This is a genomic window from Butyricimonas faecihominis (assembly GCF_033096445.1).
Taxonomy (GTDB): domain Bacteria; phylum Bacteroidota; class Bacteroidia; order Bacteroidales; family Marinifilaceae; genus Butyricimonas; species Butyricimonas faecihominis.
This window is the reverse complement of the sequence record NZ_AP028155.1, coordinates 276,549-294,761: the sequence shown is the minus strand read 5'-3', so window position 1 is coordinate 294,761 and position 18,213 is coordinate 276,549. Positions and strand designations below refer to the sequence as shown.

The following is an 18,213-nucleotide window of genomic DNA, read 5'->3' as shown; positions in this document are numbered from 1 at the left end:
AATTGGACAGGAATAGGGGAGGAATAGGAGCGGAATGGGAGCGGCTCACACCATGATAACTATATTATAACGATATAATACAAATTTTGTTAATTATTGTAAGAGGAACAAGCGTTAAAATTTTTCTGAATCCGAACTTAAATCAGAAGATTTTTCCTATGATATGTTCTTCCTGTCGAATTCAACAGATATACATTGATTCTCGACAAGGTTTCAAACGAAAACAGATGATCATTTTCAGATAATAATCGTGAATACCGTCTCTTTACCTTCTATGGATGAAGCTTTTAGATTACCGCCGTGCATGCGCATGATCTGGCGGGAGACACTTAGCCCGATACCCGAACCCTCTTCTTTGGTGGTAAAGAAGGGGACGAATATCTCGTTCATGATTTCGGGAGGAATACCGGGACCGTTGTCCCGTACCCGGATCAATACCTTTCCCGTCGGTCCATGTTCGGCCGAGAGGGTGATGTGGGCATCTTCTCTACCCCGCAAAGCGTAAAACGCATTTTTCATCAAGTTCAAAAGGACTTGTCCCATGAGGTTCGGATCGGCAAAAACCTTCAGGTCTTCCGGCTCAATGCAAATGTCGATCGTGACTTCCGGGAAATTCGGTTCCGTGCTGCTCAGGATCACCGCCCGCTGGATAAATTCGTTCAAATTGATCAATTCCCGTTCAGGCCGAGGGATACGGGTAAACTTACGATAGGATTCCACGAAAGAGATCAACCCTTTGCCCGTTTCACTAATCACCTTCAACCCGTTTTCCGTATTACGTTTCAAGTCGTCGGGAGTGATTTCTGGGTCAGAGTGCATGGAAAGTAACGTGTCGCTCAAAGAGGTTACCGGAGCGATAGAGTTCATGATCTCGTGTGATAACACCCGGATCAGACGTACCCAAGAATCAATTTCTTTCTCGTCGAGTTCGTTCTCGATGTCATTCATAACTAACAGGGTGATGGGTTTGTCTCTTAACAGGATGCGAGAGGCACTGACCAATAATTGCACGGAACCCCGTTCGTTTGTGAAAGTCACCCGCCGACTCTCTCCGGGACGGATTCCCGTCACCAGCAATTTTAAGGCCGGGGACACTCGTTCCAACTGGTTGACGTGTGTAAATATCTCCAAGCCTAGCAATTTTAAGGCGACTTGATTATTCTGCGTCACGAATCCCCGTTCATCCAATGCCACGATACCGGAACTCACGCTGTTTATGATCAACTCGTAAAATTGCTCCCGTTGCTGTATCTCCAAGCGGGTGTTCTGCAAAATATCCTTGATCCGGTTCAGTACCCCGTTCAGGAAACGCTCGGAATGGCTACCGCCGTGTTCCGGGAAATGAATGGAATAATCATCGTTCTCCAAGGCTTGAAAGAAGTAAGCCAGTTTCCGGTTCACGGAGCGGATATTCCACACGATACGAAAGCAACACCCCACGGCGAGTATTGACGTGGCAATCCCCGGAATATACTCATCTTCCGACAAAAAATAACAGGTCGCCACGACCAAAACGATCAGAAGTAACAAATACGCCAATACCCGCGAGGTGATGTTTCTTACCATATCTTATTCTTACAGATTGAATTTTTTCATCTTGTTATACAGGGTTTGCCGGGTGATTCCCAGCCGGGACGCGACAGCCGACAAATTGCCCTCGTGCCGGACCAAAGCCTTGCGGATCATCTCCCGTTCCATATCTTCAAGGGTTTCCAAGGGAGCTATCTCGCCCGGCTCGCTTTTGAACAGGAAATCTTCGGGGGTGAGTACCTGCCGATCGCACATGATCACGGCTTTTTCCACGGTGTGCTGTAATTCCCGCACGTTTCCCGGCCATGAATATCCTAACAGCCGTTGCCGGGTCTCACTGGAAAAGGACAAATCGGGTTTCCGGTATTTCCTGCCGTAGTCCCGTAAAAAGGCCTCTGCCAGTAACAGAATATCATTCCCTCTTTCCCGTAACGGGGGGACTTCCACGTGGATCGTGTTGATGCGATAAAGTAAATCTTCCCGGAAAGTACCTTCTTTGACCATCCGGGGTAAATCGCTATTCGTGGCACAGATCAGACGGATGTTGACGTCAACCGGTTTATTCGATCCCACGCGGATCACCTTCCGACTTTGCAGGGTTGCCAGTAACTTGGATTGCAGGGCGTATGACAAGTTCCCGATTTCATCCAGAAATAACGTACCCTTGTTTGCCGCCTCGAATTTCCCGACACGGTCTTCCCGCGCATCTGTGAAAGCCCCTTTCACGTGACCGAACAACTCACTTTCGAAAAGGGTTTCCGTGATTGCTCCCATATCCACCGAAATCATCACCTCCCCTTTCCGCCCCGACAAGGCGTGAATTTCCCTTGCCACGATCTCTTTTCCCGTGCCGTTTTCCCCGGTAATCAGCACGTTCGCATCGGTGACCGCCACTTTTTCAATCAATTGACGTACCCGGCACATGGCATCCGACTCTCCCCACACGACGGTTCGTTCCGGGGAAAGCTGCCCTTTCAACACTTCTTCTTTTGCTTTCAGTTGTTTCACCTCGCGTCGGGATTCATGCAGACGATACGCCGCCAACAGGGTTGCCACGAGCTTGGCATTATCCCACGGCTTGACAACAAAGTCTGTCGCTCCTTCCTTCACGGCTCGCACCGCCAGATCAATGTCCGCATAAGCCGTGAATAGGACCACGGGAATTTCCGCGGCATACCCCTTGATTCTCGACAACCAGTAAAGTCCCTCGTTCCCGGTATTGATTCCCGCCGAGAAATTCATATCTAACAATACCACATCTACCCGACCGGATTCGAGGGTTGCCTCGATCTGGTTCGGAGTTCTGATCGTGATCACTTCACGAAACACTCCTGCCAACAGCATCTCCAAAGCGTTCAGCACGGCCTTGTTATCGTCCACGACCAATATGGTTCCCTGTTTCGCCATATATCTTGTTTTTCTACTCCAACATTTTTTCTAAAATACGCTCCACTTCTTCAGGTGACGGACCGATGGCTAAAATTTTGCCGTCCCGGTCCACCAAAAAAGTTCCCCCTCCGGAATTACCGACACAATATTTAAACCAAATGTTCCCGGCATCGTTGAGTTCCACGAGGTTCAACCACGGGTAGCCATCTTGAAGGGCCGCAGCTTTCGCCGTCTGCACCGTCTTTTCTCGGGCAACCCCGACGATCGTGAAACCTTTGGATTTGTATTTTTCATACACGGGAATCATGCTTTTCGCCGACCGTCGGCACGGGCCGCACCAAGAGGCCCACAGGTCTATCAAAGCCACCTTTCCTTTTATCTGCTCGGATAACGTCACGGGATTCCCCTCGAAGTCCGGGGCGGTGAAGTCGATGTAATGTCCACCCACTTCTATCTGTTTTAATGACTGGAGCATGGTAGCGATTAACTCCGTGTATGAATGTTTGGGAAACATGGGTTTATAGATGGTATAATACATATTTTCCAGACGCGGCAAGTCTTTAAAAGACAGGACTTCAAGTTCTTCGGGGAAACTGTGCAACCGATAAGTCATCAGATTCCTCAAATCATCCATTAACAGAAAATAAGTTGTCAGTGACGGATGCTCTCCGATATAGTCCTCTTTCCATTTTTGTTCCTTTTTACTCAACTCTCTCTTTTTCTCATTTAACGCCATCATTTGAGGGGTGTACATTTTGCCATCCTTTTCTAATTGCAGAAAAGCGGCATACAGGCTATCATGTTTCTGCCTGTTTTTGAAATTTTCGGACATTAATTCACTCAATTTCTGCGCCTCAGGAGTGAAACTAAGATTCTGATTATGCAACGAATCGAATGCGCTATACAACGCTTTGAAATTGAATTTATCTTCTTTCAATCGTTGATAACTCCTATACTGCTCATTGACTTCTCCTCCATGAATTTCCGAATCCGTATAGGCATCTTCCGGCTGAATCGTGATCTCGACTTCCCCCGGTTCAATAAAAAAACTTACCGGACGATAAGAAGATTTTGCCAGTTCGTCGGTAAACACGAGCCAGTACATTTTGCTCTCTCCTAATTGGCACACGTATTCGAACTTCCCGTTTCGAACAGGTATAATGGCGTATGGTTCCTGAATCCGATCATCATCCTCGTATCCCATCAGCACCAACCGATAGCTCGACGGGTGTCCCAGCACCTTCCCTCGGATCAGGCAATCGCTCTCCTTTTCCAGCTTTTGCGGTTTCTCATCCAACACGATTCCCCCAATCCGCCAGTCCGTTTCGTGGTTTCCTTCCACGTAATCCACCTTTTTCTCTCCGGCATCCACGGGTTCGAAATAGAGCTGAAAAGTCATCTGTCCGGACTCCGGTAAAAATACCTGTTCATTCAGCTCGATTCCCTCAGCTTTTAAGAGCTTGTACTCTTTACCACTTTCCCCTCTTAATACCGTACGTCCCACAACCCGAAACCACTCGTTAGGGAAATACTTCACTTGTCCCGTGATAACTGTTGCCTCATCGGTCAGCTCCATTTTTATAATATCAAACATATACGTGTTGGTGGTCTCGTACCACGGGACTTCAATCACTCGTTGTCCCCATCCCAACGATGTCCAGAGACACAAGCACAATCCGAAGAGCAAGCTTTTACCTTTCATAAGTTGTTATTTTTTGGTTTTTAATTCTTCCCGTCTCGTCCAAAATTTTCCGGTTGACAATCGTTCTATTTTAAATCAGAGGATTTCCCGGTTTTCCAGCTCGGTCACGATTTGCCCGTCAAAGAGATGAACCACCCGGTGGGCATACGAAGCATCATGCTGGGAGTGGGTCACCATGACAATAGTGGTTCCCTCTTGGTTCAGCTCGGTCAATAGATTCATGACTTCTGCCCCGTTTTTAGAATCGAGGTTTCCGGTCGGCTCGTCAGCAAGGATCAGCTTGGGCCCTGCCACGACGGCACGGGCAATGGCAACCCGCTGTTGTTGTCCCCCGGAAAGTTGCTGCGGGAAGTGCTTAACCCGGTGACTAATGTTCATCCGGTCGAGAATCGACGTGACCAGTTCTTTTTTCTCCGACGCCTTTTTCTTCAGGTAGATCAAGGGTAATTCCACGTTCTCATAGACATTCAACTCGTCAATCAGGTTAAAACTCTGGAACACGAAACCGATGTTCCCCTTGCGAACCTGCGTCCGCTGTTTCTCTTTTAAATGCCCGACTTCCTGTCCGTTGAAATAATAATTCCCGGATGTCGGGTTATCCAACAAACCGATGATGTTTAATAAGGTTGACTTACCACAACCGGAAGGTCCCATAATGGCCACAAATTCTCCCTGTTTCACGTGAAGGGACACATCGTTCAACGCTGTTGTTTCGACCTCTTCGGTGCGAAATACTTTACTTAAATGCTCAATTCTTATCATGATTCAATCTATTTACGAGTAAAACTTCACGTTGAACGTACCATTATCATGCCAAAAGGTATTTTGCACTAATTATCAACACATTACCAAAATATACTTTATACCACGTGTCAAATAATTAGACAATCGTGTCTTATTTTTTGACATCCCATTCTTCCCTATTTTCCTCTATACCGCTGGAAACAAACACTTTCCGACTTTGGCACGACATTCGTTCCTCTGGATGCAAGATAAAACAAAAAATGATGATATTAAAGCAATATTCCATTCTATTGAGCATTTTAACATCCGGCTTGTTTGTCAACGGACAAAACCGGGAATGGAGCCTTCAGGAGTGTATTGATTACGGCGTGGAGAAAAGTCTTTCCATGCAACAACGGGAGCTACAAAATAAAAACGATAAACTGGACGTGCGGGATGCCACGCTCTCGCTCCTGCCCTCCGTTAACGGGATTTCTCCCGGCGTCAGTTACAGTTTCGGTCGGGGGATTGACCCGGAAACCAACACGTACACGAATACCCGCTATATGTCGGTCGGGGGATTCGGCGTGGGCAGTAGCCTGACCGTGTTTGCCGGGTTCAGTAATATCAATCGCCTGCGAGCTGCCAAGTTAAGCCGCCTGATGGGATGGGAAGAAACCGAGAACCAAGCCAACCAGATCGCCATACAGGTGATGAACGCTTTCTTCACGTTATTGTATGCAGAGGAAGAGGTTCGGATCACGCAGGAACAGGTGGAAAACTCCCGGTTGCGTCTCAAAAAGATCGAACGGGAATACGAGTTAGGGAAAAAGCCGAAAAGCGATCTTTTCGAGATGCAGGCGCAACAAGCCTCCGTGGAGTTCCGGCTGATCACGGCACAAAATAATTGTCTCAACGCACAGGCTAATCTTAAATATATTATGAATTATAACGCGGAAGAGGAGTTAAAGATTGATGCCCGGTCGGTTTCCGAAGTTCACCCGGAACTCCACGAGTTGAAGACCAAAGAGATTTTCACGCAAGCACTCCAAACATTGCCGGAAATCAAACTGGCCGCTTACCAAATCCGTTCCGCACAGCTCGGCGTGTACTCGGCAAAAGCCGGGTTATATCCCTCGATCAGTATTAGCGGAAGTATCTCTTTCGGAAATTATAGTGACCAGCGTTCGGGTGATTTCTTCTCGCAAATCACGGACCGCAACCAGATCGGGAAAGGGTTCAGCATCGGTATGAGTATTCCCTTCTACTCCGGTCTGAGCCGCCGTTCCAGTCTCCAAAGAGCCAAACATAATTATCAATCGTCGAAGATAAAATACCAACAGACGGAACGAGCATTATATAATGAGATACAACACGCCCTGCAAGATTTGAAGTCCTGCACCCAGCGCTACCGGATTGCCGTGCAGCGAGAGAATTTCAGCACCCTCTCCTACAACGCCGCCCGTAAACGTTACGAGCAAGGACTAATCACCATCATAGACCTGAACACGACCTCCAACAGCCTCCTTGAAGCAAAGTACGACGTGCTGCGAGCCCGCTTGGACTACGTGATGCAGAAGAGGATGATTGATTTTTATCAAGGAAAACCGTTACAATTGAAAATTGAGAATTGAAAATTGAAAATGAAAAAACGAACTCCCTCCCCCCTTCGGGGTGCTCCCTCTATAAACAGAGGGAGAGTTGAAATACTCCCTGTCTTCGGGAAGAGTCACCAGCTCCTCCTCTGTTTATAGAGGAGGTGGCAGCGAAGCTGACGGAGGAGTTCAATCTAAAATCTAAAATAATTAAATTTAAAATTAAACCGTGGATCGACTAATAGAACAAAAAAGAGGAATTAAGAGGAAACATATACCTTACCTCATCGGGGGAATATTTATTCTCTGGTTTGCCGGGTGGGCCGTGTTCGGCAATCACGAATCGGCTTTGCGGGTGGACAAGGAGAAAGTGACTATCGAGGACGTGAGTCAAGGGATATTCCATGACTATATCCGGATCATGGGGAACGTGGAACCATTGACGTTCTCGCAGTTAACCGTGCAGGAAGGAGGAAGCGTGAAGGAGATTCTCGTGGAAGAGGGAGAAATGGTGAAGGCGGGAGAGGTCATTATCCGACTCGAAAGTAAGAATCTGGAAACGGAGATACTGAATAGCAAGGATCGGTTTGCCGAGGAAGAGAACTCCGTGCAGAATAGCTTGCTGGATTTGGAACGGGAAGAGCTGAACCTGCAACAGGAACGGCTAACGCTGGAGCTTGACGTGGAACGGAAGAAACGAAAATACTTGCAAAACAAGCAACTTTTCGAGGAAGACTTGATCGCCAAGGAAGAGTATCTCGTGGCCAAGGAAGATTACGAGTACGCCATCCACAACCGGGAGCTGATCACGGAGAAACAAACGAAAGATTCCATTCGCCGCCACTCGCAGGTCATTATGCTCAAGCAAAAAATGGAGAATGCCCGGCGTAACCTGCGACTGACACAGGAACGCTATGCCCGGCTTAACGTGTGCGCCCCGATCGACGGGCAGTTGAGCGACCTGAACGTGGAAATCGGTCAGGTGGTGGGGGCCGGCAGCCAGATCGGGAAGATCAACGTGCTGAACGATTACAAGGTGATGACACAAATCGACGAACATTATATCGACCGGGTACGCAAGGGGCTGACTGCCACGTTGGAGCGACAAGGGAAGGATTTCCAGATGGGGGTGATCAAGGTGTACCCCGACGTGAAGGACGGGCAATTCAAGACCGACTTGGAGTTCACGACTACCGTCCCTCCCAATATCCGGACGGGACAGACATACCATCTGAACCTGCAACTCGGTGCGGCGGACGAATCGACACTGATTCCCAGAGGTACTTTTTACCAAAGCACCGGGGGACAATGGATATACGTGTTGTCGCCCGACGGGACAGAGGCTTTCCGGCGAAAAATAAAAATCGGCAAACAGAATCCCCGTTATTATCAAGTGACGGAAGGACTTCAACCGGGTGAAAAGATCATCACGTCGGGATACGAAATGTTTGGCGACAATGAACGACTTATTTTCAAGTGATTTTTTGTACTTTGCAACACGGCTAAAAATAACACGATATGTATCATCTCAAACTGGTAGGACGTCAGATTTTTCAACGGAAAGGCTATTTCGTGATCAACACGATCGGGCTGGCCGTGGCTCTCACTGCCTCCATATTTATTTATACTTTTCTGGTAAAAGAGTGGCAGACAAACACGTACCACGAGAACATCGACCACATCTACCGGATCACGGTTCAACATGACGGGAATACCCACTGGGGGGCAGAGGTTTGCAGCTCGCTGGGAGAGATTGCCAAAGCGGAACTGCCGGAAGTGACTGACTATACCCGAATCATCACGGCACGGGAAATGAAAATTCGCTGGGAAAATGACGATCACTATCAAACCGGGATTTCCTGCGGGTACGCGGACCGACAATTGTTCAGTATGTTCACGTTCCCGCTCGTGACGGGGAGTATTCAAGCCTTCGAACACCCCGGCTGGGTGGTGATTTCGGAAAGTATTGCCCGGCGTCACTTTAAGGATACAAATCCCATAGGGAAACTGGTATATCTGGAAAACCTGTACACGAGTGGAAGTGTTTCAACATTCCGGATTGCCGGGGTCATGAAGGATATGCCACCCCGTTCATCCATTCAAGCCGACGTGATTCTGGATTTTTCCGTGATAGAACATTCGTTCCGGTACAACATGGGAAACGCCGTGCAGACGTTTATTCAATTAACCGACGGGGCGGATGTCCAAAAGGTTGAAGAGCAATTACTTCAAATTGAATACCGGGAGTCTGATTATATCCGGGAACAAAAGGAGCTATTGCAGTTGCAACCGTTACGGGAAATGTACCTGCACTCGGATCACATACAAGATTTTGACCTCTCCTTTGCCCAAGGGTCGGGAACTTTTAACTGGATTCTGTTCGGAATCCTCTTACTCATCCTGTCGCTGGCATTTTGTAATTACCTCATCATCAAACTAGCCCTAGCGGATAAAAACGCGGAACGGTTTGCCATACAAAAATATTTCGGGAGTAGTAATCGACATATTTTCGTGCAGGTGTTGCAGGAAATAGGTATATATACCGTGACGGCCTTCGCCCTGACGGTCGTGCTGACCTTTATTTTTTATCCCTATTTCGCACAAATCATTTCGCCCAAGCATCCCTTCCCATTTTATTTGAGCGGAACGGAAGTCATCGGTTTCCTGCTCATCTTCCTACTATTTGCCGGATGCATCGGGGGAATTACTTACGGACATATCAGCCGAAAACTCAACTCTTCCGGACTGAAAAACACGATTATCTCTTCCCGCTCGTCGCTGGATTTGAAGAAAATTCTGATGATTGCCCAACTGACAATCTTCTGCGGGTTGCTTTTTTTCTCCATCGTGTTTCTCCGACAAATCGATTATCTCCAAAACAAACCGCTGGGTTACAATAACCGGAACACGATTTCTTTCGATTGGCCGAATCCCTACGAGATCACGTCTCTGAAGGAAGAGTTGTCGCGACACCCGGACGTGCTGGCCGTGAGTTGCGGGGCCTTGCTCCCGATCGGGAACTGGGCGCACTGGGATATTCATTTGGCCGAGCAACCGGAAAAAAGCATACCATCCTACTCGCTTTTGTGTGACGAAGATTTCCTCCGTACCTACCAGTTAAAACTCGTGGAAGGACGGGATGCCAAAACGAAGATCACGACACCGGGAATCTATTCCCGTAAGCCCGTGGACGTCGTGGAGATTGTCGTGAACCAGAAGTTCGTGCGGCAAATGGGATTGAGTCACCCGATCGGAACGCTACTGAGTGACGGAACCGCCAAAATGCAAATCGTGGGGATCGTGCAGGACTTCCATTATCGTTCACTCTACGAACCGATTCAACCCGTCATGATCGGTAGTGACCTTCCGGGGGTGTCGTTCACCCTCATCGTCCAGTACCGGGAAGGGAAACGAAGCGAGATGATCCATTACCTGCAACAATTACACGAAACCCGTCACCCGGAAACGCTGATGAGTTACCAAGAATATCCCTATTCCGAACTATACGAGCGGGAAATCATGCTGGGACATCTCGTGTATATATTCACGGGCATCGCCCTATTGATCGGGGGCATGGGAGTACTTGCCTTTTCCGTTTTTATCGCCGAGAGTAAGACCAAAGAGATCGCTCTCCGCAAAGTGAACGGGGCCTCAGAAGGGCAAATTATGATCTACCTGAACCGTATTTTCACGGGGCAAGTAGCGGTCGCCTGTGTCGTGGGGATTTCCTGTTCCTATCTGATTTGCCGACAATGGTTGCAAGGTTTCGCGTATAAAGTCACGATAAGCCCTTGGATTACCGTTTGCGTGATCGGGGGGACTTTGCTACTGGTGGTTCTCGTCACCGGCTGGCAAATACGCCGGGCCACACGCCGAAACCCGATTGATACCCTTAAAACCGAATGATCATGCGGATGTTCCAATATAAAATATTATTCCGGCATTGGGGTAAAAACAAAATATATCCCTGTATCTCGACATTCAGTCTGGTTATCGGTCTCACGTGCAGCACGCTACTGATTGGGTTTGCCATGCACGAACGGCGAACGGCACATTCCACGCCCGGAGAGGATCAGCTTTACGTGGTGCAAACGAAAGATAATTTTTACCACAACTCGGAACTGAAAACGTACGATACCCCAGTCGGGGCTGCCCAAAAACTACACGAGAAATACCCGCAGGTGACGGGGTACTGCACTTTTCGACAAGAATTTGTCGTCATGCACCGGGGAAAGCACAAACTGGAGATTGATAACGCTTATAAAGTAACTCCCGGTTTCGACACGCTTTTCCAACCGGAAATGATTAGCGGGAATTTAAAACAAACTCTATCGCATCCCTTGGAGATCGCGATAACCCGGAGTTTTGCCCTCCGCACGTTCGGGAAGGAAAACCCGGCGGGAGAGGTTCTCACGCTCGAAACCTACAAAGATGTATTCGTGAAGAACGGGGACGGTTACGGGGTTTCACAACAACAAGTCAACCAAGACTACACGATCACCTCAGTCATTGACGATCGCCAACCAAGTGTCCTGTATTACGAGCTTCTTTTCGGGTTATCCCCGGAAGAGATTGCCCGACAACCTTTCAGTACTTCGTGGTATCATAACGTGGTGCAAGTGCAAGCGGGAAGTGATCTATCCGTCCTACAAGAAAAGGATGAAAACGCCACCCCGCTTTTCCTGCTCCCCATCGAACAGGCGTACTACACGAAAGATTATTCCGAGAACCGACTTTTCAGGTACCGGGATTATAAACAGTTGCAAACTAGTCTGTATATCGCACTACTGATTCTCATTATTGCTTGTTTTAATCACGTGAATATCAACATGACCCGTTCGTTCCAACGTTTGCTTTATTCCGGCCAGCAACTGATACACGGGGCCTCCCGGAACGAAATCCGGTGGCAGGTGATTCAGGAAACGGCACTCCAAGTAGGCTTTGCTTTCGTTATTTCACTGGCATTGATTTACACGGTGTTACCGACGTTTAATGCCTTTATGGATTCCAAGCTGGCTTTTGTCGATCTGTTCCGGGGAGAAACGCTACCGATCATTTCCTATACCCTTGTCGCCGTGATCCTGTTCCCGTCAATTTATATCCTGTACAAAGCGGAACGGGTGGCACTGGCCGATATTCTAAGGAAAAATTACACGTTTCATCGCTCGCTGATTGCCGGAATTATTGTTGTCCAATTCACTATTTCGATCATTTTACTGGCCCTTTTCCTCACGATAAAAGGGCAGACCGAATATATCACACACATTCGCCCGGACGCGGAATCGATTGTTTCCATAGAACACGAATATATTCCCGACGAACATTCGTGGAAGATATTCAAGGAACAAGTGATCACGTTGCCGGAAGTTGTTGACTACACCTCTACCCTCCCGCTCATGAACGGGGCCATCGCTAACCGGGAGTTTAATGCCAACACGTTAAAGATGGATCAACGCTTTTTCCGTTTTTATCACGCCGAACTCGTGGCAGGGGATACCTTGTGTCATGCTACCGATGTTTCGATCCACAAGGTGCTAGTGAATGAATCGCTGATCAGAAAGAAACAGATCGAAAACCCAGTCGGGCAATCTTTTTCACATGACGGGATGGACTTCGTGATTTGCGGAGTCATCAAGGATTACGCTATTGATCACGTCACGAATGAGGTCGAACCGTTAATTATCATCCGGGAGACGGATGACTGGGTAAACGCCAGAGGCTCGGTGATTAAAACCCGACCGGGAGAGGTTGAGGCCACGATTGCCCGGATGCAGAGCTTGTGGGAAACGATCGCTCCTGATGAATCTCCGTTGGTTTTTACCTCTTTGGCCGAGATTTACAGGGATATACACAAGGAAGAGTTCCGGACGGCACGAATCGTTTCCGTATTCACATGGATCAGTATGCTACTCTCTTGCATGGGATTATTCGGGTTAGCGTGGTATTCGGTTGAATGTCGGACAAAAGAAATTTGCCTGCGGAAAGTCAACGGAGCAACCGAGAAGCAAATCGTGCTGCTCGTGTGCGGACGTTTTGTGAAATGGATGATTTGGGCCTCACTTCTCGGTATTCCAATCGCTTGGTATTTGGCTAACGCATGGATTTCACAATTCGTGTACAGGGCCGAGTTATCCCCGTGGATTTTTATCACGAGTATATTACTCGTGATCATGATAGGCATTATTACCGTGATTCGCCAATCTTGGTATGCCGCAACACTAAACCCAATAGATTCCCTTAAAACCGAATAGCCATGTTTAAGCAATATTTTAAATTCATAGTACGCAAGCTTTCCCGCAACAGGGTTTACACTGTGATCAATATTGTCGGGTTGTCCATTGCCTTTTCTGCCGCTTGGCTGATATACAGTCACACGTCAAACGAGTGGAATATGGACGGGTATTTGAAAAACAGCGACAATATTTACCGGGTGATCACCCGATACGGTGATGAGGATTTCTGGAATTGCCGAACCAACACGCCATTCGGTCCTGCAGCAAAACGAACATTTCCGGAAATCGTACAGGTAGCACGCTATTTTCAAAAAGATTATCGCATAAAAATAAAGGATGACCAAGATTTTACCATAGAACCTAAACTTGCATTTGTCGATCCTCCGTTCTTTGATCTGTTCGAGATTCCCGTGATACAAGGGAAAATTGACACAACCGTTTTTTCATGGATCGTGTTCACGGAAACAAGTGCCAAACGCTACTTTAACAAGGAGAACCCGATTGGAAAGACGGTAACCATTAAAGATGGAATCAATAACAGAAAAAAAGACATCAAATGCCAAGTCGTTGCTGTTATAAAAGATTTTCCGGCGAACTCGACGATTCAAGCAAACATCATCGTGGATTGCCGACAGGGAATCCCATATTTTGATGAACATCGAGGAAATTACTCTTTGTACACCTATTTTCATATCCTACCAACCGCAGACCTTCGAGCTATCGAAAAGAAATTACCGACAATCGCATCCAATATGCCGGACGACGTTAACCATTACAGTCACAGACTTCAACCCCTGAAAGATATTTATTTTCATTCCGATCATCTACGAGAAGATGAATTGTTACGGGGTTCTCAATCCCTAACCTATTTATTATGGAGTATCACAATTCTTATTCTACTACTTGCTGCCGGAAACTTCCTACTTATCCGAATTGCCCAACAAGACCGGGATTCTTCCCGTTTTGCCATACACAAATGTTATGGAGCCAGCAACAAGCATTTATTCTATCAATTGCTCGGTGAAATCGGGTTACAGACAGGAGTTATTCTTCTACTCTCGTGTATTTTGACCTATGGATTGCATCCTTATTTTATCCAAATCTTGTCACCGGAGCATATTTATCCATTTGAACTTTTCAACCTTTCCAATTTCGTATTTGTAGGATTTATATGTCTGATTATGGGGATCATTTGCTCCATTTTATACTTTCACTTTAAACATCATGTTAGCCGGGAAGGTGTGAGAGGTATGCTCCAACCCAAACCACAACAGATAAATCTTTCCAAAATTTTAACCATATTACAAATCGGTATTTTCACCTCATTACTTTTTTATTGTACCATCATTATTTCACAAATTAATTTTATAAAAAACAAACCACTAGGGATAGATACGGAACATATCCTTCAAGTTGGCTGGTTTGACAATTCCCGCAGCTATCAACCTCTAAAAGAAGAATTACTTCAGCATCCCGGAATTCTTTATGTATGTAACGGTATGAGTATACCTTTTACTTACATACCCTCCATCGAGAAAATACCCCTTCTCACAGAGCCGGAAAAACAAATTGATGTTGTATGTGCATACGGGGACGAAGACTTTACCAATGTATATAAAATTCCGATTATTGAAAGTCAGGAGTTTACTCCTATCGAATTTAATCCCTCGCCTGAAAATAATTACTCATCAACAACCGACGTGTGGGTAAATAAAAAATTCGTGGAAACGTTCAAACTGGATCACCCTCTAGGAATGATCCTAAACCAGCAACATTCTGTTCACTATCGAATTACAGGAGTTACGGAAGATTATCACACGCAATCACTCCATTACCCGGTACGCCCCACGATGATTTTACCGCCATCCTCGTATTTATTATTAATACGTTACCAACCGGGAAAACGGCAAGAGATTCTTGAATATCTGCAAGACTTATATCTATCTCGAAACCCAGAATATATTTTCGAGTGCAAGGAATATAATTACTCAGACCTATACCAAAAAGACATGGCCTTTATGGAACTCGTGATCCTGTTTTCACTGATCGCCATTCTAATCGGTGGTATGGGGATATTCGCTTTTGCCATATTCATGGTGGAAAGCAAAACGAGGGAGATCGCCCTTCGGAAAGTAAACGGGGCATCGGAACGACAAATCATGTTACTATTTAACCGACAATTCATGACAAAAGTTCTCGTGGCCTGCGTGATCGGTCTGCCGATAGCGTACTACGCCTCCCGGAAATGGCTGGAAAACTACGCTTACAGGATAGAAATACAACCTTGGATTTTCGTACTTACCGTCGTTATATCCCTTTGTATTGTTCTGCTCGTGACCAACTGGCAGATCCGGCAAGCATCAAGAAATAACCCGATAGATACCCTTAAAACCGAATAATCATGCAAAACGTTCAATTCAAAATCATATTTCGAGGTTGGATAAAAAACAAGACCTACACGCTGATTTCTTTGATTAGCCTGATCACGGGGATCACGTGTTGCACGCTGCTCGTTACTTTCGTGATACACGAATATAATATCGCTCATTCTATCTTGAATAGTAAAAATAGTTATCTTGTTCAGGAGCAAAGGAAACAAGACGTCCATCCCAATGATGCTTTCATTTCCGGGGAAAGCGGGATTCAACTAAAAAACATTTATCCAGAAGTGAAAGCCTATTGTGTATTCCGGAATGAACATCTTCTTTTCAGTGAAAAAGCGGAAGAACCGGACTACATGGATGCTTATTCTGTTACACCCAACTTCACCGACTTTTTTAAACTTCCCCTTTTATCGGGAGATTTACGCAAAACACTCTCATCCCCCAATGAAATTGCCGTTACCCGGTCTTTTGCCCGCCAACAATTCGGAATTGCTAACCCTATTGGGAAATCTCTCACATTAGGGCGCTATATTGTTCATTTTGACGGGGAGAAAAATATCTACAAAAAGATATTCGAACCTTGTACAATTACAACTGTTATTGACGATTCGCAAAAGAATTTTCTCCATTTTGGGATATTACGAGGATTACCGGACGAAGAAATATCAAAAGTTACCGGATTCTCTTTTTACATTTTTATCGAGCTTTCGTCTAAAGTTACAGCTCCAAATTTCCTAACAAAAATAAATGATCGGAACGAAGAAGTATTTAAGGATAGAACGATCTATCTAAAACCTGTTGAACAACTTTATTTTTCAAAAGCAAAATATTTATACGAGGACGGATTAATCTTTAAACGTGATCCTTCTTTCGTTTATTTAGGCATGGGAGTTGCCATACTCATATTTATCATCGCTTGCTTCAACCACATCAACATTTGTCTGACCCGTACCATACAACAATTAAAAACAACCGGGATTCAACTTATTTCGGGAGAATCAAAACAAGGAATACGTAAACAGTTAATCATGGAAACCGGATTACTCGTTATGTTTTCCTTTATCGTATCTATTGGTATTATCCATATTCTTATTCCTTATTTCAACACATTCATTACTTCCGATTTATGTCTATCGGATTTATATGCCGGATATACTCCACTGGTGCTAATTCTTTTACTCGGTACAATTATCATCATACCTCCTTTATACGTGATCCTAAAAATCAACAAAAATTCTCTATCTGAAATTCTAAAGAATGAAAACAAACAAAAAACCATTCTTATTCGCAATATTGTGATTACCCAGTTTACCATATCCATTATCCTGACGACAACAGTGGTAAACATTCACCACCAGATGGACTTCGCAACACATTGCCGTCCACACGCCAATGAAATTTTGATATTAGGATGGGGACTTTACACGGTAGAAGATGAAACAACGAAAGCTTTCTATGACCAACTCTCTTCCATCCCGGAGATCACCCACCGAACGATGAGTGCTATCACTCAAAATTGCACTTACGGACTAGATAATATGTCCGTGGATTGCACGGAAGCCGACCTCTCGTTCTTTGATTTTTATGATATACAACTTTTGGAAGGAAGACTTTTCTCTCCGGGAAAACAAGGATTACATGAAGCCATCGTGAACGAGACTTTTCTAAAGAAACAAGGGATAACAGAGCCTTTAGGTAAAACCTTCCAAATATGGGATGAAACCTACACGATCGTCGGGGTCGTTGCCGATTATCCAAGAGATAAACTCACCCGAGAGATCACGCCATTATTTATTCGATTCAGTGATACCGGGTCCGATCGTCATATTATCCGTATTCAACCCGGTACCCGAAAAATAGTTGAAGAAAAGATTAATGCACTTTGGAAACAAGTTGCTCCGGGGGCAATCGAAATAAAAACTTGTAGTTTGTCTGAACGATTCATGGAGTTTCACGAAGAAGAGTTACAAGTCATGAAAATTCTTTCAATATTTTCCTATATCAGCATTTTGCTAGCCGGCTTAGGTTTATTCGGGTTAGCATGGTTCTCCGTGGAGAACAGGCGGAAAGAGATCAGCCTCCGTAAAATCAACGGGGCCAGTGAAAACCAAATCACCGTGTTACTATGCGCCCGTTTTATCAAATGGATTCTAGTTGCTTTTTGCATCGGGGCGCCGATTGCCTATTACTGCTCAGTACAGTGGCTCACACAGTTCGTTTATAAAAACGAAATTTCTCCGGTATCATTTATCTTTATCGGTATAGCGGCAGTCGTTATTGGCACGCTGACCGTCGCATGGCAAGCATTTAAAGCCTCCCGGATGAATCCGGTAGATACTATAAAATAGGGGAAAGTCAAGCGTTCTTTCCCCTATCCAAATCATTCTCGTCTGGTTCCGTACCCAAGACATCGGACTCTTCTTTTACCTCGTCCATGTAATTAGCCAAATTATCCCGGGCATCATCATCGTCATTCTCCAGAATTTCACCTAAAGCGTTTATATATGCCTCGTGTAATTTCTCATCATCTTCGGGTGTCAGATGCTTTTTCACATCCATATTCTCTTGTTTCTTTTCCTTCTCTTTCATAACCGTGTTCGTTTGAATTTATACACGTGAAACGAAAGAAAAGGAAAAAAGTTCGAATATCAAGAAGA

General features: G+C 45.7%; 11 protein-coding genes. 6 read left to right on the top strand and 5 right to left on the bottom strand.

Annotation, left to right across the window (positions count from 1 at the left end):
* Positions 1-237: 237 nt before the first annotated feature.
* From R8806_RS01220 to R8806_RS01205, 4 genes are all read right to left on the bottom strand, one after another.
* Positions 238-1,566, bottom strand: a complete 1,329-nt coding sequence (locus tag R8806_RS01220) for a sensor histidine kinase (RefSeq protein WP_124316104.1) — start codon at positions 1,564-1,566, stop codon at positions 238-240.
* 9 nt (positions 1,567-1,575) lie between these two features.
* A complete protein-coding gene (locus R8806_RS01215) occupies positions 1,576-2,937 on the bottom strand; it encodes a sigma-54-dependent transcriptional regulator (protein WP_124316105.1) in 1,362 nt (453 codons plus the stop codon).
* Between the two features lie 13 nt (positions 2,938-2,950).
* Positions 2,951-4,621, bottom strand: coding sequence for a TlpA disulfide reductase family protein (locus R8806_RS01210; protein ID WP_124316106.1), 1,671 nt, complete (start codon positions 4,619-4,621; stop codon positions 2,951-2,953).
* Positions 4,622-4,696: 75 nt separating this feature from the next.
* Complete coding sequence (locus R8806_RS01205; protein ID WP_087422109.1) at positions 4,697-5,383, bottom strand: ABC transporter ATP-binding protein; 687 nt, start codon at positions 5,381-5,383, stop codon at positions 4,697-4,699.
* 242 nt (positions 5,384-5,625) lie between these two features.
* Here R8806_RS01205 and R8806_RS01200 point away from each other — a divergent pair, with 242 nt between their 5' ends.
* From R8806_RS01200 to R8806_RS01175, 6 genes are all read left to right on the top strand, one after another.
* Positions 5,626-6,978, top strand: a complete 1,353-nt coding sequence (locus R8806_RS01200; protein WP_124316107.1) for a TolC family protein — start codon at positions 5,626-5,628, stop codon at positions 6,976-6,978.
* A 190-nt stretch (positions 6,979-7,168) separates the two neighbouring features.
* Positions 7,169-8,419, top strand: coding sequence for an efflux RND transporter periplasmic adaptor subunit (locus tag R8806_RS01195; RefSeq protein WP_124316108.1), 1,251 nt, complete (start codon positions 7,169-7,171; stop codon positions 8,417-8,419).
* A gap of 38 nt (positions 8,420-8,457) precedes the next feature.
* Positions 8,458-10,845, top strand: coding sequence for an ABC transporter permease (locus tag R8806_RS01190; RefSeq protein WP_124316109.1), 2,388 nt, complete (start codon positions 8,458-8,460; stop codon positions 10,843-10,845).
* Between the two features lie 2 nt (positions 10,846-10,847).
* Positions 10,848-13,190, top strand: coding sequence for an ABC transporter permease (locus R8806_RS01185; protein ID WP_164719575.1), 2,343 nt, complete (start codon positions 10,848-10,850; stop codon positions 13,188-13,190).
* 2 nt (positions 13,191-13,192) lie between these two features.
* On the top strand, positions 13,193-15,571 hold the full coding sequence (locus tag R8806_RS01180; protein ID WP_151412176.1) for an ABC transporter permease: 2,379 nt from the start codon (positions 13,193-13,195) through the stop codon (positions 15,569-15,571).
* Between the two features lie 2 nt (positions 15,572-15,573).
* Positions 15,574-17,904, top strand: coding sequence for an ABC transporter permease (locus tag R8806_RS01175; protein WP_124317442.1), 2,331 nt, complete (start codon positions 15,574-15,576; stop codon positions 17,902-17,904).
* 7 nt (positions 17,905-17,911) lie between these two features.
* On the opposite strand, the gene R8806_RS01170 is transcribed toward R8806_RS01175, so the two are convergent.
* Positions 17,912-18,145, bottom strand: a complete 234-nt coding sequence (locus R8806_RS01170; protein WP_124317443.1) for a hypothetical protein — start codon at positions 18,143-18,145, stop codon at positions 17,912-17,914.
* Positions 18,146-18,213: the final 68 nt, after the last annotated feature.

Excerpts from the sequence above, each read along its gene's own strand:
- R8806_RS01220 (WP_124316104.1), bottom strand. The coding sequence starts at position 1,566 with ATGGTAAGAAACATCACCTCGCGGGTATTGGCGTATTTGTTACTTCTG.
- R8806_RS01215 (WP_124316105.1), bottom strand. The coding sequence starts at position 2,937 with ATGGCGAAACAGGGAACCATATTGGTCGTGGACGATAACAAGGCCGTG.
- R8806_RS01210 (WP_124316106.1), bottom strand. The coding sequence starts at position 4,621 with ATGAAAGGTAAAAGCTTGCTCTTCGGATTGTGCTTGTGTCTCTGGACA.
- R8806_RS01205 (WP_087422109.1), bottom strand. The coding sequence starts at position 5,383 with ATGATAAGAATTGAGCATTTAAGTAAAGTATTTCGCACCGAAGAGGTC.
- R8806_RS01200 (WP_124316107.1), top strand. The coding sequence starts at position 5,626 with ATGATGATATTAAAGCAATATTCCATTCTATTGAGCATTTTAACATCC.
- R8806_RS01190 (WP_124316109.1), top strand. The coding sequence starts at position 8,458 with ATGTATCATCTCAAACTGGTAGGACGTCAGATTTTTCAACGGAAAGGC.
- R8806_RS01185 (WP_164719575.1), top strand. The coding sequence starts at position 10,848 with ATGCGGATGTTCCAATATAAAATATTATTCCGGCATTGGGGTAAAAAC.
- R8806_RS01180 (WP_151412176.1), top strand. The coding sequence starts at position 13,193 with ATGTTTAAGCAATATTTTAAATTCATAGTACGCAAGCTTTCCCGCAAC.
- R8806_RS01175 (WP_124317442.1), top strand. The coding sequence starts at position 15,574 with ATGCAAAACGTTCAATTCAAAATCATATTTCGAGGTTGGATAAAAAAC.
- R8806_RS01170 (WP_124317443.1), bottom strand. The coding sequence starts at position 18,145 with ATGAAAGAGAAGGAAAAGAAACAAGAGAATATGGATGTGAAAAAGCAT.